Annotated in this window: 18 protein-coding genes and 1 pseudogene; 11 read left to right on the top strand and 8 right to left on the bottom strand. The window is 53.8% G+C overall.

The annotated features are described in order from the left end of the window. Positions 1-23 precede the first annotated feature (23 nt). Positions 24-920, top strand: coding sequence for a LysR family transcriptional regulator (locus tag HED65_RS00420; RefSeq protein WP_114976950.1), 897 nt, complete (start codon positions 24-26; stop codon positions 918-920). On the opposite strand, the gene HED65_RS00415 is transcribed toward HED65_RS00420, so the two are convergent. Beyond that, a complete protein-coding gene (locus HED65_RS00415; protein ID WP_114976949.1) occupies positions 899-1,645 on the bottom strand; it encodes a phosphate/phosphite/phosphonate ABC transporter substrate-binding protein in 747 nt (248 codons plus the stop codon). The two genes, HED65_RS00420 and HED65_RS00415, sit on opposite strands and share 22 nt — an antisense overlap. Further along, positions 1,638-2,609, bottom strand: coding sequence for a fatty acid desaturase (locus HED65_RS00410; protein ID WP_114977448.1), 972 nt, complete (start codon positions 2,607-2,609; stop codon positions 1,638-1,640). The genes HED65_RS00415 and HED65_RS00410 overlap by 8 nt, the downstream gene beginning before the upstream one ends. 149 nt (positions 2,610-2,758) lie before the next feature. Between HED65_RS00410 and HED65_RS00405 the strand changes: the two genes are divergently transcribed. The 4 genes from HED65_RS00405 to HED65_RS00390 all read left to right on the top strand — a co-directional run bounded on the left by HED65_RS00405 (position 2,759) and on the right by HED65_RS00390 (position 6,500). Continuing rightward, the gene (locus HED65_RS00405) at positions 2,759-3,739 is read left to right on the top strand and encodes a GlxA family transcriptional regulator (protein WP_114976948.1); all 981 of its coding nucleotides are present in this window, start codon (positions 2,759-2,761) and stop codon (positions 3,737-3,739) included. A gap of 78 nt (positions 3,740-3,817) precedes the next feature. Further along, positions 3,818-4,828 (top strand): type I glyceraldehyde-3-phosphate dehydrogenase, encoded by a 1,011-nt coding sequence (gap, locus tag HED65_RS00400; protein ID WP_114976947.1) that lies wholly within the window; start codon positions 3,818-3,820, stop codon positions 4,826-4,828. A gap of 280 nt (positions 4,829-5,108) precedes the next feature. Continuing rightward, positions 5,109-5,813, top strand: a complete 705-nt coding sequence (locus tag HED65_RS00395) for a hypothetical protein (protein WP_114976946.1) — start codon at positions 5,109-5,111, stop codon at positions 5,811-5,813. Positions 5,814-6,020: 207 nt separating this feature from the next. After that, entirely contained in the window at positions 6,021-6,500 is a 480-nt protein-coding gene (locus HED65_RS00390) for an Hcp family type VI secretion system effector (RefSeq protein ID WP_114976944.1), read from the top strand. Between the two features lie 48 nt (positions 6,501-6,548). On the opposite strand, the gene HED65_RS00385 is transcribed toward HED65_RS00390, so the two are convergent. Beyond that, complete coding sequence (locus HED65_RS00385; RefSeq protein ID WP_114976943.1) at positions 6,549-7,736, bottom strand: MFS transporter; 1,188 nt, start codon at positions 7,734-7,736, stop codon at positions 6,549-6,551. 115 nt (positions 7,737-7,851) lie between these two features. Between HED65_RS00385 and HED65_RS00380 the strand changes: the two genes are divergently transcribed. Both HED65_RS00380 and HED65_RS00375 read left to right on the top strand, forming a co-directional pair. After that, positions 7,852-8,808, top strand: coding sequence for an AraC family transcriptional regulator (locus HED65_RS00380; protein ID WP_114976942.1), 957 nt, complete (start codon positions 7,852-7,854; stop codon positions 8,806-8,808). A 102-nt stretch (positions 8,809-8,910) separates the two neighbouring features. Continuing rightward, positions 8,911-10,596, top strand: a complete 1,686-nt coding sequence (locus HED65_RS00375) for an alpha,alpha-trehalase (protein WP_114976941.1) — start codon at positions 8,911-8,913, stop codon at positions 10,594-10,596. 64 nt (positions 10,597-10,660) lie between these two features. On the opposite strand, the gene HED65_RS00370 is transcribed toward HED65_RS00375, so the two are convergent. Together HED65_RS00370 and HED65_RS00365 are read right to left on the bottom strand one after the other, a co-directional pair. Beyond that, positions 10,661-12,763, bottom strand: coding sequence for a TonB-dependent siderophore receptor (locus HED65_RS00370; protein ID WP_114976940.1), 2,103 nt, complete (start codon positions 12,761-12,763; stop codon positions 10,661-10,663). A gap of 112 nt (positions 12,764-12,875) precedes the next feature. After that, positions 12,876-13,130, bottom strand: a complete 255-nt coding sequence (locus tag HED65_RS00365) for a GlsB/YeaQ/YmgE family stress response membrane protein (protein ID WP_114976939.1) — start codon at positions 13,128-13,130, stop codon at positions 12,876-12,878. A gap of 207 nt (positions 13,131-13,337) precedes the next feature. Here HED65_RS00365 and ycgR point away from each other — a divergent pair, with 207 nt between their 5' ends. Beyond that, on the top strand, positions 13,338-14,069 hold the full coding sequence (gene ycgR, locus HED65_RS00360; protein ID WP_114976938.1) for a flagellar brake protein YcgR: 732 nt from the start codon (positions 13,338-13,340) through the stop codon (positions 14,067-14,069). Between the two features lie 38 nt (positions 14,070-14,107). On the opposite strand, the gene emtA is transcribed toward ycgR, so the two are convergent. After that, the gene (gene emtA / locus HED65_RS00355) at positions 14,108-14,719 is read right to left on the bottom strand and encodes a membrane-bound lytic murein transglycosylase EmtA (RefSeq protein WP_114976937.1); all 612 of its coding nucleotides are present in this window, start codon (positions 14,717-14,719) and stop codon (positions 14,108-14,110) included. A 107-nt stretch (positions 14,720-14,826) separates the two neighbouring features. Between emtA and ldcA the strand changes: the two genes are divergently transcribed. Together ldcA and HED65_RS00345 are read left to right on the top strand one after the other, a co-directional pair. Next, positions 14,827-15,741 (top strand): muramoyltetrapeptide carboxypeptidase, encoded by a 915-nt coding sequence (ldcA, locus tag HED65_RS00350; protein ID WP_114976936.1) that lies wholly within the window; start codon positions 14,827-14,829, stop codon positions 15,739-15,741. A 97-nt stretch (positions 15,742-15,838) separates the two neighbouring features. Next, positions 15,839-17,506, top strand: a pseudogene (locus HED65_RS00345) (potassium/proton antiporter); the annotation flags it as partial. 111 nt (positions 17,507-17,617) lie between these two features. Here HED65_RS00345 and dadX read toward each other — a convergent pair. Next, positions 17,618-18,688 carry a catabolic alanine racemase DadX gene (dadX, locus tag HED65_RS00340; RefSeq protein WP_108089702.1) on the bottom strand — a complete coding sequence of 357 codons (1,071 nt, stop codon included), beginning with the start codon at positions 18,686-18,688 and terminating at the stop codon, positions 17,618-17,620. Positions 18,689-18,697: 9 nt separating this feature from the next. Beyond that, on the bottom strand, positions 18,698-19,996 hold the full coding sequence (locus tag HED65_RS00335) for a D-amino acid dehydrogenase (protein WP_028018688.1): 1,299 nt from the start codon (positions 19,994-19,996) through the stop codon (positions 18,698-18,700). Between the two features lie 321 nt (positions 19,997-20,317). Between HED65_RS00335 and HED65_RS00330 the strand changes: the two genes are divergently transcribed. Further along, complete coding sequence (locus HED65_RS00330) at positions 20,318-21,850, top strand: SpoVR family protein (protein ID WP_024909810.1); 1,533 nt, start codon at positions 20,318-20,320, stop codon at positions 21,848-21,850. Positions 21,851-21,876 lie beyond the last annotated feature (26 nt).

The raw sequence follows: 21,876 nt of genomic DNA, 5'->3' as shown, positions 1-21,876 counted from the left end.
GGCTGTTTGCGCAGAGAAAGACGATGGATATAAAACAGCTGAAATATTTGATCGCACTCGACGAGACCCGCCACTTTGGTAAGGCGGCCTCGCAGTGCAACATCACCCAGCCGACGCTCTCCATGCGCATCCGCAATCTGGAAGAGGAGCTTGGGCTGGTGCTGATTGTGCGCGGGCAGCGCTTTGAAGGCTTTACACCGGAAGGTGAACGCATTCTGGCATGGGCGCGTGCCTTGCTTGCTGCCCATGACGGATTACAGGCTGAAGCCGCGCTGTGCAAAGGCCAGGTGGTGGGTGAGTTACGCCTGGGAATGGTCCCGCTGGCGAGCGTGGACCCGATGATCTTTATCCGCCTGTTGACGCAAAAATACCCGGAGCTGACTTACAGCCTTTATTCCATGTCCTCGGCACAGATTGCCGATGGCGTCAGCCGTAATCAGCTTGAGCTGGGTATATGCTACCTCAACAGTATCGACACCAGCTTGTTTGACATTATTCAGTTGCCAAAGACGAAGATGGGTCTGCTGCACGATACGCGTCATTTTCAGTTGGATCAGGTCACCCTGACCTGGCGCGACCTGATGGATTTTCCGCTGGGGTTCCTGACCAAAGGGATGCACTACCGGGCGCATATGGAGGCCAGCTTTAACGCCGCAGGGATCGAACCCACGTCCGTTTTTGAAAGCGACTCCACGTTCCAGATTATTCAGGCGGTTCAGAGCGGCGTATGTTGCGCCGTGATGCCGCTGAGCAACGGGCTGGAAGACCTGAACAGCAATTTCAGGATAGTCCCCATCGCCGACGCCAATATTGAGGCCCCTGTCGGCCTGATTATGCGCAGACAGAAGCCCGTCTCCTCCCTGGCGCTGCGCTGTTTCACTGACGCTCAGGCGATTTTTCACGCAGACAATGAAGCGTAAGCCTGACGCGTCACCACGCTAAAACCGCCGATCAACACCGCGTCGCAAACGTCCCGATGTTCCGGTGATTCCACCAGCGCGCGGAGCGCATCACGAATGGCGTTAAGCGTTTCAGGCGAGGTGTTATGCGAGGTAATCAGCGGTAGCCCCGGCGTCAAAGGGGTACGGTCAATAACCGCCAGCCCCGCAAGCCGTTCCGGCTCGTGACGCTGTAGCAGTGCCCAGGTCACACAGTCGATGGCTGCAATATCACCTTCTCCGTGTTTGACATCAATCAGCGACTGACGATGGCTGCCACTGAATGTCGTTTGTGAGAAAAAATTGTCGTCAGCCACTTTCTTTCGCAGCGCATGGTAGCCGGACTGCGAGTCCGCGGAATTACAGACCGCCCGACCTCCGCGAAAATCCGCCAGCGTGAGATGCCGGTCCTGTGCACGCACCACCAGGAGACTGCGGTACTGGATCCCATCGCATCCCGGAGCCGTGTAGTGAAAACAACCGACCACCTGCACGTCCGGCAGTTGCGTGACCAGCGGATAGCCACAGGTCTGGCTGAGAATAAGTTCAGGCTGCTGCCAGTGAGTCAGCAGGTCAGATTCCGGCTCGCCCGGGTCTCGAACAACGGACACACCGCGTGCGGCCAGCAAACGCTTTACCGTCAGCCAAAGCGCGCGGGTATTGGCTTGATCAATGGCATACATAGGAAATGCCAGCAGATTACTCATCGTTTGTCCTTTGTTGGCGCCCTGGATGGACGGTAACGTCAACGGGTCTGCTCCAGAACTGGCGGAACCATTCGCCATAGCCCCGCACGAGAAAACCACGGTTTCGCTGCCGATACGCCTCCTGGTTTTGCTGGTAGATTGTCTTCAGCCCATACCAGGGCACGCCCGGTAAATCATGATGTACTGAATGGTAGTTAAGATTCAAAAACAGTACCCGCCAGAACAACCCAGCCTCGTTAATGACGGAACGTGCGAGCGGGTCATCCGCCGCGCGATGTTCGAAAAATGATCGGACCTTGGTCAGCGCCAGCGCCGGATAACTGACCGCCAGTACAAACCAGACGGGTGAAAAGCCGGTCTGCGTCATCCAGGCGAAGAGAGCCACCAGCAGCAAAACGTGAACCAGCCACATTGATATTGCCCGCAGTTGAAGATGACGAAACGCCACCACGGCACTGCCCAGTGTCTGAACGATATCCAGCAGCGGCGCCAGCAATATCCGCCCGGTAAAGGTATTCCGCGCCTGGATCACGCGTTTCTGCCAGGGGGAGAAGCGCGCCCAGCTCTCCGGCGTAAAATAGTACGACTCCGGGTCATCCACCGGAAAAGTCAGGCTATGGTGCCGATGATGGGCGAGATGGGAATCCCGGTACAGACCATATGGATACCAGACAGCCAGTGGGAGCGTACCAAGCAGCTGGTTAAGCCAGGCAAAACGCGTGGGATGTCCGTGGATCAACTCATGTTGCAAGGACATATACCAGGCGGTAAACCCGATGAGCAGCAACGTGGTGGGCAGCAGGCCGAGCGTTTTCCAGAACGTCAGTGTGGCAAACCAGCCTGCATAAATAGTGATGATCAATAGCCACGTGGGCAGTTCGCTTCGCCATATAAAACCCGATGCGAGATGGCGGATTTGTTCGCGTTGTTGCGGATGTAAATAGAGGGAGTTTCGTTTACCCATTCCTTCAGACGCCGTTTCGCCAGAGACAGTGCCCTGACGATCGGGGATAACGTCTGAAATAACAAAGAACTTAAATCGCATTGCTTTGCCAGAAACGTGGGCAGGCTCCGCCACTTGACTTATTTTGCAATAAAGGTACTTTTCAGGACATGAAGAAAATCCTGATTATTGTTCCCGACGGCGGCATGCTGTTTGAAGCCGCCGGTATCGCTGACATTCTGATGCAGGCCAATCGACTGCATCCGGAAGGTATTTCGCATCCCCGCTATCGCATTATCATCGCCACGACCCAACCCCACCAGGTGATCCACGGTCAGTCCGGCCTGAATCTGCTGGCGGACTACCGTCTGCCGGAGCTGGATCCGCGTGAACCGCTGGATACGATTATCATCACCGGTCGTGGTATGAACGAACAGGAAAGTACCGCCGTGGTGGACTGGCTGCACCTTGCTGCGCCGCATGCGCGACGGATCGCGTCAATTTGTGGCGGTGCGATGCTGCTGGCCCAGACGGGATTGCTCGATGGTCGTCGTGCGACCACCCACTGGCGGCTGCTGGAAACAATGCAAACCCAGTATCCGGCTATCAGGGTCGAAAGTGGTCCGCTGTATGTTCAGGATGGTCCTGTCTGGACCTCTGGCGGCGTAAGTTCCGGGTTCGATCTAACTCTGGCGTTGGTGGAAGATGACTATGGTTTTACCCTCGCCCGCGACGTGGCGCAGGATATGGTGATGTATCTGCGCCGCCCCGGTGGGCAACTGCAGTTCAGTCGTTATAGCCTTCAGCAACCCGGTGATTCTGGCCCGCTCAGTGCGTTGCAAACCTGGATCCTGCAAAACCTCACGGAAGACCTGTGCGTGGAAAATCTGGCCGGAAAAGCGGCGATGAGCCCGCGCAATTTCACCCGTGTGTTTACCCGTGAAACCGGGGTTTCTCCGGCCCGCTACGTCACTGAAGCGCGTCTGGCTGCCGCCCGACAACTGCTGGAGCAGACCCGGGATCCCCTTGAGCTTATTGCTGAGCGAACCGGGTTTGGCAGCAGTATTAATTTGCGACGCGTGTTTGAGAAACAACTCCACCTCACTCCGGGCGAGTACCGCCAGCGCTTTCATTGCCGGAAGATGGCGTAATCTGATCCTTTTTTGTCGTTTACGCCACCCGGCCTGACGCCTACAGTGACTCCAGACAACAGAGATAAGGAGTGCACCATGGTTAAGGTCGGTATTAACGGTTTCGGCCGTATCGGACGTAATTTCCTGCGCGCGGCGCTGGGCAACGCGGATCTGCAGATTGTGGCCATTAACGATCTGACGGACAGCAAAACCCTCGCCCATTTGCTCAAACACGATTCCCTTCTCGGTACCCTGCCGGTTCCCGTTGAAGCAGCTGACGGCGCGTTGCAGGTGGATGGTCAACGAATTACCGTATACAGCGAACGCGACCCGGCGAATATTCCGTGGCGTGATGCCGGCGTTGACGTGGTGATTGAGGCCACCGGCTTCTTCACCGAACGGGAAAAAGCGGCAGTGCATATCACCCACGGTGGCGCTAAGCGCGTTATCATCTCCGCTCCCGGGAAAAACGATGACCTGACGATAGTCATGGGGGTCAATCACGAGCAGTACGATCCGGCCCGGCATGTTGTCGTAAGCAACGGGAGTTGTACCACTAACGGCCTGGCTCCCGCTGCGCAAGTGCTGCATCAACAGTTCGGGATTGAGCATGGGCTAATGAACACGACACATGCGTATACCAACAGTCAGGCGCTGCATGATCAGCCTGAAAAGGATCTGCGTGGAGCACGTGCTGCAGCACTGTCAATTGTCCCGTACTCCAGCGGTGCGGCAAAAGCGCTGGGGAAAGTCATCCCTTCCCTGGACGGTAAACTGACCGGATACTCCCTGCGTGTGCCAGTTCCAGTGGTGTCGATTGTGGATTTAACGGTAACGCTAAGCCGTAACGTGACTGTCGAAGAAGTGAATGATGCTTTTCGTCACGCTGCCGCCAGTGGGCCACTGAAAGGCATTCTGGGATATAGCGATGAACCGCTGGTCTCCAGCGATTACCAGGGCGACCCACGCTCCTCAATTATCGACGGGCTTTCCACGCTGGTGATTGGCGGGAACATGGTGAAGATCCTGGCGTGGTATGACAACGAATGGGGATTCTCAAACCGCCTGGTGGATCTGGCTGTGTGGATGGATAAGAAAGGGTTGTAAATCTTACCTTGATGCCGGGTGGCGCTTACGCTTACCCGGCCTGCAAAATATGTCCTCACTCTGTAATATCACCCACTCCTCGCTGAATATATAATTCAAGATAAACTTAGTTATATTCAACAATTTCCAATTCATCGCATCAATTATAAATAAGCATCGATTAACTTAGATAATAGGTTAGTGGTTATTCTTTATTTTACTTTTAAAATTGAGAGTACGATCACTGTCCTTAGACGATAACGTAGACCATGATAAACCCTGTACACAACAGGGACATATTATGTATTACAGCAAGGAAATTATAGAAAGAATTGGATCCGATAAGGACCTCGCAGTAAGACTCGATCGCGCCGTCGCGGGGGTAAAGGATGGTGCCATAGAATATTTAAACAATCTTGGTGATGCTACCACGCGCTTGCTTTATTATACATCTTGCTTTACCGATAATTATCAGGATGTCTGTAAACGATTGAGCATAGAAGACAAGCGATTTGCTGATGGTATTTATCAACTTGTGACACACAGAGACATTATATTTAGAATGATAAGGATTTATATAGAAACATTATTAAATGGCAAAAGTGAAGATCGAAAAAGAAATATTCTTGAAAAAACAATACGTCTTACAATACACTACTCCGTCAAACAAATATCCAAAATAGGTTTACTCTATGCAGTGGCCAAATACATCTGTTATGGTAACAAAATGAACTCTGCCGTACAAAACGCCTTCATTAATAAAATAGCAGGTAAGGGTGCAATAGCTTTATTTGTACTTAATACTTATAGCCTGGTTCAGCATGCCGCTGATAGTGCAAATAGATTAAAAAATAATAGCCCGCTTTTTTATCATGCTCTATATACGGAACATCTTGAAATGATGTACTTCCTGATTGAACCCGTTATAACAAAATCAGGTAATTTCAATGTTTACTCTGCTTCAGACGATGATATTGCCGAAGCCTTAATCAAGATGATGAAATAATGTTTAACTTCTTTAAGAGTATATTGAAAATAATTTTAGATGATATAATTAGAGACTTGCGCGCATGTGGAGTCGTCGTAATCATTCTTCTTTTATCAATGATTACAGTGTCTGTTATTGATGATGACATGATAGCAATTCGAATAATTGGGGTAATTGCACTCGTTGTTTTATCAATCGCTTTTTTTTATAAAGGAAGATAAAAACATGTCTACACCAGCACATATATGGTTTACTGATGAAAATAACGCACCCGTTATTGGTGAATGTTTAATGCCTACAAGATTGGGCTCTACCGAACTAAAATCGTTTAACCACTCTGTCTGGATCCCCACCTGTTCCAACACGGGAAAACTGACGGGGACACGCCTTCATGTTCCCATTACCTTTGAAAAGGAAATAGACCGCATCACACCCTATTTATGTCGTGCTGTATGTACAGGCAAAACATTCAAATCAGCATTAATAAAAATGTATAAAATTGATGACGCCGGTATTGAGCGCGAATACTTCAATATCACTCTGGAAAACGTCAAGATAACGAGGATTTCGCCAGTATTGCATCCATTAGGTATCGCGAGTGCGCACATGGAAGAAGTCGAAATCCGATATGAATCAATTGAATGGAAATATTGCGACGGCAACATAATGTTCAAAGATACCTGGAATGAAAGAGCGACAGCGTAGAACATTGGATATCAATAATTTCCCTCTCCCACTGGAGAGGGAAAAAGATCACTCCGCCTTCACCCTGACACCCATAAACACAATCACCATCGCAGTCACCAGCAGGAGACCGCTGCCAACAAATACGCCGTTGGCGCCGTTAAGGTCAAATACCGCCCCGCCCCCGGCCGCACCGGCACTGATCGCCAGCTGGATGGACGCTACCAGCAACCCTCCTGCACTTTCGGCTTCATCCGGAACGGTGGTTGCAAGCCAGGTTGACCAGCCCACCGGAACCAGACCAAACGCAAAGCCCCACAACGCAACCAGGAACCCATCCAGCATCGCCAGATGACCAAACGCTACCATCGTGAGGGCGAGTACGCCCATCGCAAACGGTACCAGCGCCAGCGTCAGGCGCAGATTACGTGCCAGCAGATGCCCGGCGACAGAAGTGCCGACAAAGTTGGCAAGTCCAAAACCCAGCAGGATCAGTGAAATAATCTCAACGCTTACCTGCCCTACTGTTTCCAGGAACGGACGCAGGTAGGTAAAGAAAGCAAAGTGACCGCTAAAGATCAGAATGGTCGCCAGCATACCGCCGATCATCCCCGGACGACGCAACACCCGGAACAGGGTACTCAGACTACCGCTGCTCTCCGGTTTCATGGAAGGCAGCACCCAGAGCTGCCACAGCAGCGCCAGCATACTTGGCAGAATGCAGAGTACAAAGACGTTACGCCAGCCAATCAGGCTGCCCAGATAGCTCCCCAGTGGGGCAGCAACTACGGTGGCAATGGATACACTGGAGAAGATCACCGCCAGCGCTTTCGGCACTTTATCCGCGGGAACCAGACGCATCGTCGTGGCCGTCGACATCGCCCAGAATCCGCCGATGGCAACCCCCAGCAGCAAGCGCCCCATCAGCAGGACGTGCAAGTTGGGCGCAAAGGCCACCAGCAGGCTGGAGATGATTTGCAGCACGGAGAAAAACATCAATACCCAGCGGCGGTCGATGCTTTTGGTGGCCGGCGTGATTAACAATCCCGTGACCAGCGCCACCAGTGCGGTGGCGGTCACGGCCTGACCGGCCATCCCCTCGCTTACCCCCAGGCTCGCAGCCATTGGCGTCAGCAAACTGGCGGGCAGAAACTCTGCCGTAATCAACCCAAACACCCCCAGCCCCAGTGAATAGACCGCTCGCCAGGCGGGTTTTGCAGGCGCGATGGCCTCTCTCGCCGCGACACATGAATTCATCTGCTGTTCTCCTGTTATGAAAATGTGACATCTGTCGCAAAAGCATAGAAGGTTCACCCTGGACGATCTATGACATATAATCTCCACTTATTGATTATTCGTCCGGAGTTATGCCATGACCGTGCAGTCACCCGATCTTATCAGCGAACTTTTACGCGGCATGCGCCTGTCAGGTGTGAAATACCGGCGGATCCAGGCCAGTGCACCGTTTGGCGTCGCGTTCCATCAGGCGCCCGGTAGGGCGCAGTTTCATTTTGTGAGCCACGGTAGCGCCTTGCTGCGAATGGAGAGTGGTGCCACATTCGAACTGAGTAGTGGTGACGCCCTTTTTATTCCTGGCGGTAATTCCCATGCCCTGCTCTCTGACGAGCAGGCAACTATTACGCCCATCAACGCTTTTCCCAGCGAACCCATCTGCAGCTCGGTGTGTGCCATCACCTGCGAGCCCTGCCCGGAAAGCGAGAACACCATTATCTTTAGCGGGTGCATGGATTTTGAGCTGGGCGGGATGCAGCCGCTGATCAAGGCGATGCCGGAAGTGATGATGGTCAGCCGGTTGATGTCCACCTGGCCGGAGATCCACCCGTTGCTGGCGGCGATGGAGCGGGAATCCGTGGCGCGTCAGGCCGGGTACGCAGGGATCCTTGCGCGGCTGGCCGACGTGGTGGCAGCGTTAATCGTGCGTGGCTGGGTTGAAGGCGGCTGTGGCAAAGCCACCGGCTGGGTGCAGGTACTGCGCGATCCGCGCCTGAGCCGGGCCATTTACGCTATGCACCAGCAGCCTGGCCTGAACTGGAGCGTGGCGGACCTGGCAAAAGAAGCGGGTACGTCCCGTTCCGTGTTCGCGGAACGTTTTTTGGCCGCGACGGGAACCACCCCGGCAAAATATCTCAGCGAGTTGAGGATGAGGCTGGCCATTCAGTACATTCGACACGAAAATCAGCCGATTGAAACCGTCGCGCTGCGACTGGGATACGGCTCTCTGGCGGCATTTAGCCGGGCATTTAAGCGCATTATTGGACATGCACCGGGCACGCTGCGGGAAGCCAGTCAGACGCCGGAAGAGGCCTGACTGAACAGCAATATTTAACGCGAATCAGACAATATTCGTCTAAGGTTTTCAGGTGATTGACAACAGCGGTCACGCTGTTTAGTGAAGACAGGAGACGAACTGATGATAAGACCTCATACACTACGCCCCGCGTTCCTGGCCCTTGCGTCAGGAGGCGCGCTGCTCGGCGTAACGACATTGGGTTATGCCGACGATAGCCCCGCGACCCAGACAACCTCACCTGATATTTTGCTGGGCCCTCTGTTCAATGATGTGCAAAGTGCCAAACTGTTTCCCGATCAGAAAACCTTCGCTGATGCCGTCCCCAAAAGCGACCCGCTAATGATTCTGGCGGATTATCGGATGCAGCACACGCAGTCCAGCTTTGACTTACGCCACTTTGTCGAGATGAACTTCACGCTCCCTGCGGAAGGGGAAAAATATGTTCCGCCTGCTGGACAAAGTTTACGTGAGCACATTGATGATCTCTGGCCCGTACTGACGCGCACCACGGATAAAGCCAGCAACAAATGGGATTCCCTTCTGCCGTTACCCAAACCTTACGTGGTGCCCGGCGGTCGTTTCCGTGAGGTCTACTACTGGGACAGCTATTTCACCATGCTGGGCCTGGCGGAAAGCGATCACTGGGACAAAATCAGCGACATGGTGGATAACTTTGCGTATGAGATTGACACCTTCGGCCACATTCCCAACGGCAACCGTAGCTACTACCTGAGCCGCTCCCAGCCACCGTTTTTCTCAATGATGGTTGAGCTGCTGGCAACCCATGACAGCGATGCGCTGAAGAAATATCGTCCGCAGATGGAGAAAGAGTACGCTTACTGGATGGATGGCGTAGATGCCCTTCAGCCGGGACAAGCCAACAAACGGGTGGTGAAACTGGATGATGGCGCCATCCTCAACCGCTACTGGGATGACCGCGATACCCCACGCCCGGAGTCCTGGCTTGACGATGTGAATACCGCCAAAAGTAACCCTAACCGCCCTGCGACCGAGATCTACCGTGACTTACGTTCCGCTGCGGCTTCGGGCTGGGATTTTAGCTCCCGCTGGATGGACGATCCGCAAAAACTCGGCACGATCCGGACCACCAGCATTGTGCCCGTCGATCTGAATGCCCTGATGTTTAAGATGGAAAAACTGCTGGCGCGGGCAAGCCAGGAGAGTGGCGATGCCGCCAGCGCGAGCAAATACGAAACGCTGGCAACCGCGCGTCAGAAAGCCATTGAGAGCCATCTGTGGAATGATAAAGAGGGTTGGTACGCCGATTACGATCTCAAGAGCAAGAAGGTGCGTAATCAACTCACGGCGGCAGCCCTGTTCCCACTTTACGTGAAGGCGGCGGCGCAGGATCGGGCCGACAAAGTGGCAGCGGCAACCTCGTCTCGCTTGTTGAAACCAGGCGGAATTACCACCACCACTATTAGTAGCGGCCAGCAATGGGACGCGCCAAACGGCTGGGCCCCGCTGCAGTGGGTGGCCGCGGAAGGGCTGCAGAATTACGGGCAAGAGAAGGTCTCGATGGAGGTAACCTGGCGTTTCCTGAAGAACGTTCAGCATACTTACGACCGGGAAAAGAAACTGGTCGAGAAGTATGACGTGTCGACAACCGGTACTGGTGGCGGCGGCGGTGAGTATCCGTTGCAGGACGGCTTCGGCTGGAGTAACGGTGTGACATTGAAAATGCTGGATCGGGTCTGCCCGAAAGCGAAACCCTGCGACAGCGTGCCGGAAAATCAGCCTGCGGCAAATGATGAAACAGCGCCGGTGAAAGCGACGGCGCAGTAAGTGAGTATTGCCGGGTGGCGGCTACGCCTTACCCGGCTTACATGTTGAACTCACAGGGCTTCGCTTAGAAACTGTAACTCGCCCCTAACTGATACGTCCTGTCACGCCCAATCCAGCAGTTGGTCGCATCGTAGCAGGTCAGTGTCTCTTTATTGGTGATGTTCTGCGCACTGGCTTTAAGCGTTAGCCCTGCCAGCGAGGGCAGAATTTCGCCTATCCGGTACGTGGCCGCCAGATCGTACTGCGTAGTGCCGCCCAGTTTACCCGCATCGTTAGACGGAGAGATTTCCATCGGGCCGGTGTAGCGTGCGCCCGCCCCCAGCATCAGCCCTTTCAACGCCGTGTTCTCAAAGGTGTAATCCCCCCAGAGATTGAAGGCATTCTCCGGAACCTGCGTTGGACGTTTCCCCTGGTATTTATCATCTTCGGTATTGATCGCGTGGGTGTACGCATAGTTGGCAATCAGCGTCAGGTTGTCCATCGGACGGCTGATGGCGGACAACTCTGCCCCTTTAGACTCCACTTCCCCGGTCTGACGATAGTTCAGGAAACCCGGATCGGAAGTGACGACATTTTTCTGACGGATGTTAAACACCGAGGCGGTAAAGGTGGTGGCGTAGTCAGCCAGCAGATATTTTACCCCACCTTCCACCTGCTTGCTGGTGGTCGGTTTGACGTCTTTCGCCACGAGCGTTCCCTGCGGGGAGACCGGCGCAAAACCTTCTGAGTAGCTGATAAATGGCGAAATCCCGTTATCAAAGGCGTAAAGCGCCCCCAGGCGTTTGGTAACGCGATCCTGCGATACCCAGGCTTTATCGCCGTTTTGCAGATAGTTGGTGGTGACGGAGCGGTAATCGTCGTAGCGCAGGCTACCCAGCAGATTGAGGCCGCCAAATTCCACTTGATCCTGCAGGTAATAACCGTTCTGTTGGTAGCTGAGACGGTTTTTCTGGGCGGTGTAGAGTTCCAGCGCGCTTTCATGGATCTGCGAATAATCAGGATGACGCATATCCATACCCGGCGTGGCCGATGCGTAGCGATAGTGGAAATGGGAGTCCAGCTTCTGATAGTCAAACCCGGCCAGCAGATGGTGTTTCCAGTCACCCAGCGTAACGGTTTTGGTCACCTGGTTATCGATGTTAAAGCTCTTAAGGTCTTCATCGGTGGTGTAGGCAAAGCGGTTGAGCTGGTATACCTCGCTTCCTGTCCCTGTCGCGTAGGCGCTGCGCTGGTGGGTATCGACGTCGAAATAGCGCGCTTTCTGATTAAAGCCCCAGCCGCTGTCAAATTCGTGTTCGAAGCTGTAGCCCAGCATCCACTGACGTTGTTTAAACCCGTTCCACTCATCTCCAGCGTAATCGCGCTTGCCCGCGTATTTCGAGCGCAGATAAGCAAGCGGCAACGGGTTAGACGGCGTCAGGCTCGGGGTGTTTTGCGCCAGGGCATCCAGGGTGAGACGGGTTTTGCTGTCCGGTTGCCAGGTGACTGACGGAGCAATCAGGTAGTTTTCATAGCGGGTAGTGTGCGGCTGATCGTCATTTTCCGTCGCTTTGCCCAGCAAACGGTAGTTCCAGTCGCTGTCGGCAATTTGTCCGGTTGAGTCGAGATAGCCCTCTTTCAGATTACGGTTCCCGGTGTTAAAACCGACCTCAGTTCGGGCTTCTCGCTGCGGCTTTTTACTTTGGATATTCACCAGCCCGCCCGGAGAACCGCCGCCATAAAGTACCGATGAAGGGCCTTTCAGGATATCAACACTGTCTATTAAAAGCGGATCGATTCGCGCCTTGGTGTTTCCGGTGACGTTATAGGGCAGTTGCAACCCGTTGTAGAACTCCTGGTCGACGGTAAAACCACGAATTTTATATTCGCTCATGTAGGAGGTATTCCCGCGCACCTCGGTTGAGACGCCCGGGGCATAGCGCAGGATTTCATTCACCGAATTCGCGTGACGCTTTTCTATTTCCGGTGCAGAGAGGGTCGTGATGACCTGCGGCGTTTTACTTTCGGCAACGGCCGATTTCGTTGCGCTGTTCGTCCAGGCCGGCAATGCGCTGCCCTGCTCTGAGCCCGTAACAACGATTGTTGATTCTTCGGCAAACGCCTGGGCCTGCAATGCCAGCGTGACGGCACCTGCCAGGGCGCACAGCGCAAAACGTGAGGTATTCATAATGTCGTCTTGTTGTTAGATGTAATTAGGAACGACAATTATTATCATTTAGATTAACAAATCAATACTCAGGTAAAAAAACGGCCCTCCGCAGAGAGCCGTTTATGTCATTTTATGCTCGTCGCAGTAATCGGAATATGCCCAACACCACAACGGCACCCACGACAGCGACCAGAAAACTGTGCAGGTCAAAACCACTTATGTTGCCTCCAAAACCAAACATCGTCGCCAGCCAGCCGCCCACAACCGCACCAACGACCCCGAGTACACAGGTCAAAATAAAGCCGCCGCCATCGTTTCCCGGCATGATCAATTTAGCGATAGCGCCAGCAATAAGACCAAAGATAATCCAGGCGATGATACCCATAGCGATGCCCTCTTGCAGGTTTAACGCATGTGCAGAAAACCTTCTGCACAGCTACCTTAATTATAGGTCATCACCAGAAAACCATTTTCATCTCACCGACTTATCTTTTCTTAAACAGGTAAAAAAACTCACCGGTTTGTATTAAGTTTCATTGTTGATTGCCGATAACGCTAAGACAGTCTGTCATCTTTCAAGGAGCCATCCGGCGTGAGTCATTACAGTGAGCAGTTCCTCAAGCAAAATCCGCTGGCTGTATTAGGGGTATTACGCGACCTGCAAAAAGGCGAAGTGCCGCTGCGCATCAGTTGGTCGAATAATCAGTTCATCAGCAAGATCCTTGATGCCTCGCAGGAGCGGCTGGTTATCGACCTGGGCAGTCAGGAGTATGAAAACCGCGCCGCACTGAAAGCGGAAAATATCGCGGTGATGGCCGAAACGCAGGGGGCGAAAGTGGAGTTTGTCCTGCCACGACTGGAACTGAGCGAATACCAGGGGCTTCCTGCTTTTGTTACGCCTCTTCCAACCAATCTCTGGTTTGTCCAGCGTCGTGAGTATTTCCGCATCAGCGCTCCGCTTCAGCCAGCCTATTTTTGTAAGGCCAAAATGCCGGACAAAAAAGAGATCCGTTTCCGCCTTTTCGATCTGTCTCTTGGCGGTATGGGCGCACTGATGGATACCGCGAAACCTGAGGGGCTGGTTGAAGGCATGCGTTTTACCCAGATCGAACTGGATATGGGAGGCTGGGGTCGCTTTTATTTTGATGCACAACTGATTGCCATCAGCGATCGCAAAGTCGTAGACAGCAAAAACGAGACTATCACTACGCCACGCCTGAGCTTCCGTTTCCTTAATGTGGGGCCCGGCGCAGAGCGCGAGCTTCAGCGTATTATCTATTCACTGGAGCGGGAAGCGCGGCAACGCGCCAATAAAGTTCTGTGAGAAAAGTCGGGCAGCGTAACCGCCGCCCGTGTACGGCATTACATGGCATCCATCGCTTTCTGAACTTTCCAGATATAACGAGGCGCCTGTGGTGCCGGATGATTCTTAGCCACATGTTCAAAGAACTCATCTTTGTCCATGCCATTAATTTCTGCTATCGCCTCTTTCCGGTCAGAGGAGAAGGTTCTGAGCAACGCGCCGGCACCGTTAACATAAGAAACCACCAGCGCATACTGCATCACCTCCGGGTCCTGAATCCCCTTCAGCACCCCATGTTCCATAATGCTCAGGTAGGCGGTTCCCATCGAAATGTTGCGTTCCGGGTTCTTCAGCTCACTGGTCGAAGGCTGACCGTTCCAGCCCATATAGCGGTAGACCTCTTTTCCCGCCGTTGATGCTTTAAGCTGCATCAGCCCCACCGCGTTGGATTTGCTGACGAGCGTTGGATTACCGCCGGACTCCACCGCAATAATCGCGGTGATCAGTCGTGGACTAACACCCCAGGCCTTTCCGGCTTGTTCGCTGATTGGCATCCACTGCATGGCCCGTTTTACAGGCACTTCCGGGTTCCAGGGCGGGTTTTGATAATCATGTTTGGAACTACAGCCAGCAAGCAACACAATCAAAAAAGCAAACCATCTCAATTTCACGTCATCTATCCTTATAGCCGGTCATCGCGGTGCGCCGCCTCTTGAAGCAGGCGGCGTATAAGCGGCATGATATAGACAATTAGTTTCTCATTCAGCAAGGAATTGCCATGTCTCAGTTTCATCTCATCGCGCCATCGGGCTACTGCATTAACCAGGACGCGGCACAACGGGGCGTTCAGCGCTTGCTGGAGTCTGGCCATCAGGTAGAAAATCAGACGATTATCCCTCGCCGTCTTCAGCGTTTTGCCGGAACGGAAGCGCAGAGGCTGAATGATATTAATAGCCTGGTGAACCTGAAGGGCGAAAACCAGATTGTGCTCGCGGTGCGCGGGGGATACGGTGCGAGCCGCTTACTGGAGAGTATCGACTGGCAAGGGCTGGCACAGCGTCAACAGCAGGACCCGCTGCTGATCTGCGGACACAGCGATTTCACGGCGATCCAGCTTGGGCTGCTCGCTTTGCATAACGTTATTACCTTCAGCGGTCCGATGCTGGCGGGTAATTTCGGCGCACCAGAACTGGATACGTTTACCATGGAACATTTCTGGCGTGCGCTGCAAAAACCGACCTATAGCGTGGAATGGCAAGGCCGCGGTCCACACTGGGAGTGTGAGGGCCAGCTCTGGGGCGGTAACCTGGCGATGCTGGTCTCGCTGATTGGTACGCCGTGGTTGCCGCAAATTGAGGGCGGCATTCTGGTGCTGGAAGATATCAACGAACATCCGTTCCGTGTTGAGCGTATGTTATTGCAGCTTTATCACGCCGGGATCCTCGAAAGTCAGGCCGCGATTGTTCTGGGCAGTTTTAGCGGCTCGGCACCGAATGATTATGACGCAGGTTACTCTCTTGAGACCATGGTCGACTTCATTCGCTCGCGGCTGGATATTCCGGTTATTACTGGGCTGGATTTTGGCCATGAGCAGCAGACTGTGACCCTGGCGCTGGGGGCACACGCCGCACTGGTTCATGATGATTCAGGCAGTCGACTAACCATCAGCGGCCATCCTGTCATAAAGGCATAAAAAAACCGTTTAACCCCCTTAATAAAACGCTGTTGCCACCGTTAATATGTTAGGGTTTTAGTAACAGCGTTAACATTGAGGTGGGAGAAAGACAACATTGGATGCCGCAGCGATAATCAGCCTTTTCATTCTGGGTTCTGTGCTTGTAACCAGCAGTATTTTATTAAGTTCATTTTCATCGCGTCTCGGCATACCTATTCTTGTTATTTTCCTTGCCATCGGCATGCTGGCTGGCATTGATGGCATCGGCGGTATCCCATTCGATAACTACCCTTTCGCTTACATGGTGAGTAACCTCGCGCTGGCGGTGATCCTGCTGGACGGCGGGATGCGCACCCAGGCGAGTTCGTTCCGTGTGGCCTTAGGGCCTGCACTGTCGCTCGCCACGGTCGGTGTGTTGATTACCTCTGGCCTGACCGGGATGATGGCCGCGTGGCTTTTCCATCTCAATATCATGGAAGGCTTGTTGATTGGCGCTATCGTTGGCTCAACCGATGCCGCAGCCGTGTTTTCTCTGCTCGGCGGAAAGGGGCTTAACGAACGTGTCGGTTCCACGCTTGAGATTGAATCCGGCAGTAACGATCCGATGGCGGTGTTTCTCACCATCACGTTAATCGAGATGATTCAACAGCACGAAAACGGGCTGAGCTGGATGTTTGCCTGGCATATTCTGCAGCAGTTCGGACTGGGTATTATCATCGGTCTGGCGGGAGGTTATCTGTTACAGCAGATGATCAACCGTATCTCGCTTCCTCTGGGGCTTTACCCTCTGCTGGCGCTGAGCGGCGGCATTCTGATTTTTGCCGTTACCACGGCGCTGGATGGGAGCGGCATTCTGGCGGTTTATCTCTGCGGATTCCTGATGGGCAACCGTCCGATTCGCAATCGTCATGCCATTTTGCAGAATTTCGACGGTCTGGCGTGGCTGGCGCAAATCGGCATGTTCCTGGTGCTGGGTCTGCTGGTCACGCCGTCAGACCTGTTGCCGATTGCCGTTCCGGCGCTGATGCTTTCTGCGTGGATGATCTTCTTCGCCCGTCCGCTATCGGTGTTTGCGGGCCTGCTACCGTTTCGCGGTTTCAATCTGCGTGAACGGGTTTTTATCAGTTGGGTGGGGCTGCGTGGTGCGGTGCCGATTATTCTTGCCGTCTTCCCGATGATGGCCGGTCTGGATAATGCGCGATTGTTCTTTAACGTGGCGTTCTTCGTGGTTCTGATCTCCCTGCTGTTCCAGGGAACCTCGCTCGGGTGGGCAGCGAAAAAAGCCAAAGTGGTGGTCCCGCCTGTCGGCTGGCCGGTTTCCCGCGTGGGGCTGGACATTCACCCTGAGAACCCATGGGAACAATTCGTCTATCAGCTGAGCGCCGACAAATGGTGTGTGGGAGCATCGCTTCGCGATTTACATATGCCAACCGAAACGCGCATTGCCGCGCTGTTCCGTGATAATGCCCTGCTGCATCCTACCGGCAGCACTCGTCTGCGCGAAGGCGATATCCTGTGTGTCATTGGCCGCGAGCGCGATCTGCCTGCGCTGGGCAAACTGTTCAGTCAGTCGCCACCAGTGGCACTGGATCAGCGCTTCTTTGGTGATTTTATTCTGGAAGCGAGTGCTAAGTTTGCCGATGTGGCGCTGATTTACGGTCTGGATGAGGGACTGGAGTACCGCGATAAACAGCAAACGCTGGGTGAAATCATTCAGCAACTGCTGGGTGCAGCCCCTGTCGTTGGTGACCAGGTGGAGTTTGCCGGGATGATCTGGACGGTGGCCGAAAAAGAAGATAACGAGGTCAGGAAAGTTGGCGTGAGGCCAATGGACGAGGAAGCGGAGTAGCGGTTTTCTGCCGGGTAAGCGCTCGCGCTACCCGGCGAATATATGTTACACCGTCACAACCGGCACTCTCGGTGCCAGAGCACACATCAATTCGTACCCCACCGTTCCTGCCGCGGCAGCCACATCGTCAATTTTGATTTCATTACCCCACAGCTCAACCGGTGAACCGATCCCCGCCTGCGGGCATGGCGTCAAATCAACGGCCAGCATATCCATAGAGATAGTACCCACCGTACCGGTGCGCACACCATCTACCAGGACTGGCGTGCCGGTCGGGGCGATGCGCGGGTAGCCGTCGGCATAGCCGCCCGCCACAATACCAATCCGTTGCTCACCCTTCGCCCGGTAACGGCTGCCGTAGCCCACCGTGTCACCGGCCTTCAGCGTCTGCACGCCGATGATTTCACTGCGCAGGGTCATGACCGGCTTCAGGCCGCTGTTGGCGATATCCTGCCACTGACCTGACGGAGATGCACCGTACAAGACAATCCCCGGGCGCACCCAGTTATAGTGGGCTTCAGGATGCCATAGCGTGGCGGCTGAGTTTGACAGCGAGCGCGGACAATCCAGCCCTTCAGCCGCCTGCTCAATACGCACCATGGCATCGGCAATGCCATCAGGTTTTTCCGCATCGGCAAAGTGCGCCATCAACGTCATTTCACCCACATTCTTCAGCGCACGAAGCTGTTGCCAGACTGTATGAACCCGCTCAGGCTGGAAGCCCAGGCGGTTCATACCGCTGTTGACCTTGAGATAAATATCCAGCGGTGCGTGCAGTTTTGCATCCTGCAGGGCTTTAATTTGCCAGTTGCTGTGAACGCTGGTGGTCAGACGGTACTTATCCAGTAACGGCAGGTCGTCGGCGTGGAAGAAACCCTCAAGCAACAGGATAGGCCCTTTCCAGCCGCGCTCACGCAGCAGAATGGCCTCTTCCAGATTCAGTAACGCAAAACCGTCGGTGGCGCTCAGTGCGCTCCAGATACGGTCAATACCGTGGCCGTAGGCATTCGCTTTCACCACCGACCAGACGCGTGAACCAGGTGCTGCCCGGCGTACAATTTGCAGGTTATCCTTCAGGGCCTGCAAATCCAGCTGAGCCAGAACAGGACGGGACATGACGACTCCTTAGTTATGCGCGCCGTGCAGGTGCTGTGGACGCGAAGGGGTAAACCCCGATTGATAGCGTGCGGCACTTAAATCGTCAAACGGAATGGCCGGCGTGCGCCCGGAAATCAGGTCGCTCAACAGCTGGCCAGACCCACAGGCCATCGTCCAGCCAAGCGTACCGTGTCCGGTATTGGTCCACAGATTTTTAAACGGTGTGCGGCCCACGATAGGTGTGCCGTCCGGGGTCATTGGACGAAGACCGGTCCAGAATGTCGCCTGTTCAACAAAACCTCCGCGCGGGAAGAGATCCCCTACCACCATCTCCAGTGTTTCACGACGTGGCTTCAGCAGCTCGGTGTTGAAGCCGACAATCTCCGCCATCCCGCCTACGCGAATACGGTTATCGAAGCGCGTAATGGCAATTTTGTAGGTTTCATCCAGGATGGTCGACACGGGCGCGCCGCTCTCTTCTTTCACCGGAATGGTCAGCGAGTAGCCCTTGAGCGGGTAGACCGGAATATCGAGAATGCCTTTCAGCATGGCTGTGGAGTACGAGCCAAACGCCATGACGTAGGCATCGGCTTTGATCACCTCGTCGCCGCACTTCACGCCGTAAATCTTTTCCCCTTCCGACAGCAGCTTATCGACAGAGGTATTAAAGCGAAATTTCACCCCCGCCTGCTCGCACATTTGCGCCAGACGTTGCGTAAAGAGCTGGCAGTCACCGGTTTCGTCATTAGGCAGACGCAGACCGCCCGTCAGTTTGTGCGCCACTTCCGCCAGAGCCGGTTCAACCTGACCAAGCTGACTGGCTTCCAGCAATTGATACGGTACTCCGGCATCTTCCAGCACGGCGATATCACGGGTCGCATTTTCGTACTGTTGCTCTGTACGGAACAGCTGCAGTGTCCCGCCCTGGCGGCCTTCGTACTCAATACCGGTCGACGCACGCAAGGCTTTCAGACAATCACGGCTGTATTCCGCCAGACGCACCATACGCCCTTTGTTTTCCATGTAGTGCCGGGTGTCGCAATTGCGCAGCATTTGCCACATCCACTTCAACTGGAACTGGGTGCCGTCGAGGCTGATGGCCAGCGGCGCATGGCGCTGGAACATCCATTTAATCGCTTTCAGTGGAACACCGGGGGCCGCCCACGGCGCCGCATAGCCCGGAGAAATTTGTCCGGCATTCGCCGCGCTGGTTTCAAGCGCAGGTCCTGACTCACGATCGATAACGGTCACGTCATGTCCCGCCTGACTTAAATACCAGGCGCTGGTTACGCCAACGACACCACTTCCCAGTATGACAACACGCATAGCCACTCCATTATGTGCAAAAGAACAATCTTCTAATTACAGATTGATAACCTAGTTGAAAATATTATTCAACATATGACTTTTTTATGGTGACTTACCTCACACATCCCCCAGCATCAGGGGATAGTGCTAATTTAGGATCTCCTGCTGCGCGTTATTTTTAACCAGCATAATATGCTGCGAGACACCGTTTATTTGCGGTATCAAAAACGCGAAATCGCAAAGAAAAAATTTCTGCTCCAGCACGCTTTTTAACACGTTGATCTATGCTTGAAAGGAGGCTCTCCAGACAGAGAGAGCACCCACAACGAGGGCGCGCTAATGGCTACTATTGATTCCCTGAACAAGGACAACACACGTCTGAGCGATGGACCCGACTGGACCTTCGAGCTGCTGGATGTCTACCTCGCCGAAATCGACCGGGTTGCAAAACTGTATCGCCTGGATACCTATCCGCATCAGATTGAAGTCATTACGTCCGAACAGATGATGGACGCTTACTCCAGCGTCGGGATGCCGATTAACTATCCTCACTGGTCGTTTGGTAAAAAATTTATTGAAACGGAACGGTTGTATAAGCACGGCCAGCAGGGGCTGGCGTATGAGATTGTCATCAACTCCAACCCGTGTATTGCTTATTTGATGGAAGAGAACACCATTACCATGCAGGCGCTGGTGATGGCGCATGCCTGCTACGGACACAACTCCTTTTTCAAGAACAACTACCTGTTCCGCAGCTGGACAGATGCCAGTTCTATTGTCGATTACCTCATCTTCGCCCGTAAGTACATTACCGACTGTGAAGAGCGTTACGGCGTGGATGAAGTGGAAAAACTGCTCGACTCGTGCCACGCGCTGATGAACTACGGCGTGGATCGCTATAAACGTCCACAGAAAATCTCCCTGCAGGAGGAGAAAGCCCGGCAGAAAAGCCGCGAAGAGTATCTGCAAAGCCAGGTGAATATGTTGTGGCGTACCCTGCCGAAGCGTGAGGAAGAGAAAGCAGTTGCCGAAGCGCGTCGCTATCCGTCTGAGCCGCAAGAAAACCTGCTCTATTTTATGGAGAAGAATGCTCCGCTGCTGGAGCCATGGCAGCGTGAGATCCTGCGTATCGTGCGCAAGGTAAGCCAGTATTTCTACCCGCAAAAACAGACCCAGGTGATGAACGAGGGCTGGGCAACATTCTGGCACTACACCATTCTCAACCACCTGTATGACGAAGGAAAAGTCACCGAGCGGTTTATGATGGAATTCCTGCATAGCCATACCAATGTGGTGTTCCAGCCGCCGTACAACAGCCCGTGGTACAGCGGTATTAATCCGTACGCGCTTGGCTTTGCCATGTTCCAGGACATTAAACGTATCTGTCAGTCACCCACAGAGGAAGACAAGTACTGGTTCCCGGATATCGCCGGTTCCGACTGGCTGGAAACGCTGCATTTCGCCATGCGCGACTTTAAGGATGAGAGCTTTATTAGCCAGTTTATGTCGCCGAAGATCATGCGTGATTTCCGCTTCTTTACCGTTCTGGACGATGACCGGAATAATTATCTGGAGATTTCAGCGATCCATAACGAAGAGGGGTACCGTGAGATCCGCTCTCGCCTCTCTTCTCAGTACAACCTGAGCAATCTTGAACCCAATATTCAGGTGTGGAACGTTGATTTACGCGGTGACCGCTCTCTGACCTTGCGTTATATCCCGCACAACCGCGCGCCGCTGGATAAAGGGCGTAAAGAAGTGCTGAAGCATGTGCATCGCCTGTGGGGCTTTGACGTGCAACTTGAGCAGCAGAATGAAGATGGTAGCGTGGAGTTACTTGAGCGTTGTCCGGCGCGGTTGAATACGCTGTAGCTCTGCCCTGTTTGTCCGCTAAGCGT

This window comes from Pantoea sp. LS15 (assembly GCF_012241585.1).
GTDB lineage: Bacteria > Pseudomonadota > Gammaproteobacteria > Enterobacterales > Enterobacteriaceae > Enterobacter.
Note: the sequence above shows the minus strand (reverse complement) of the source record. Positions and strands in the feature narration are given on the sequence as shown.

What these genes read in the sequence shown, in the direction of transcription:
- HED65_RS00420 (WP_114976950.1), top strand. Translation starts at nt 24, where the DNA reads ATGGATATAAAACAGCTGAAATATTTGATCGCACTCGACGAGACCCGC.
- HED65_RS00415 (WP_114976949.1), bottom strand. Translation starts at nt 1,645, where the DNA reads ATGAGTAATCTGCTGGCATTTCCTATGTATGCCATTGATCAAGCCAAT.
- HED65_RS00410 (WP_114977448.1), bottom strand. Translation starts at nt 2,609, where the DNA reads ATGGGTAAACGAAACTCCCTCTATTTACATCCGCAACAACGCGAACAA.
- HED65_RS00405 (WP_114976948.1), top strand. Translation starts at nt 2,759, where the DNA reads ATGAAGAAAATCCTGATTATTGTTCCCGACGGCGGCATGCTGTTTGAA.
- gap (WP_114976947.1), top strand. Translation starts at nt 3,818, where the DNA reads ATGGTTAAGGTCGGTATTAACGGTTTCGGCCGTATCGGACGTAATTTC.
- HED65_RS00395 (WP_114976946.1), top strand. Translation starts at nt 5,109, where the DNA reads ATGTATTACAGCAAGGAAATTATAGAAAGAATTGGATCCGATAAGGAC.
- HED65_RS00390 (WP_114976944.1), top strand. Translation starts at nt 6,021, where the DNA reads ATGTCTACACCAGCACATATATGGTTTACTGATGAAAATAACGCACCC.
- HED65_RS00385 (WP_114976943.1), bottom strand. Translation starts at nt 7,736, where the DNA reads ATGAATTCATGTGTCGCGGCGAGAGAGGCCATCGCGCCTGCAAAACCC.
- HED65_RS00380 (WP_114976942.1), top strand. Translation starts at nt 7,852, where the DNA reads ATGACCGTGCAGTCACCCGATCTTATCAGCGAACTTTTACGCGGCATG.
- HED65_RS00375 (WP_114976941.1), top strand. Translation starts at nt 8,911, where the DNA reads ATGATAAGACCTCATACACTACGCCCCGCGTTCCTGGCCCTTGCGTCA.
- HED65_RS00370 (WP_114976940.1), bottom strand. Translation starts at nt 12,763, where the DNA reads ATGAATACCTCACGTTTTGCGCTGTGCGCCCTGGCAGGTGCCGTCACG.
- HED65_RS00365 (WP_114976939.1), bottom strand. Translation starts at nt 13,130, where the DNA reads ATGGGTATCATCGCCTGGATTATCTTTGGTCTTATTGCTGGCGCTATC.
- ldcA (WP_114976936.1), top strand. Translation starts at nt 14,827, where the DNA reads ATGTCTCAGTTTCATCTCATCGCGCCATCGGGCTACTGCATTAACCAG.
- dadX (WP_108089702.1), bottom strand. Translation starts at nt 18,688, where the DNA reads ATGTCCCGTCCTGTTCTGGCTCAGCTGGATTTGCAGGCCCTGAAGGAT.
- HED65_RS00335 (WP_028018688.1), bottom strand. Translation starts at nt 19,996, where the DNA reads ATGCGTGTTGTCATACTGGGAAGTGGTGTCGTTGGCGTAACCAGCGCC.
- HED65_RS00330 (WP_024909810.1), top strand. Translation starts at nt 20,318, where the DNA reads ATGGCTACTATTGATTCCCTGAACAAGGACAACACACGTCTGAGCGAT.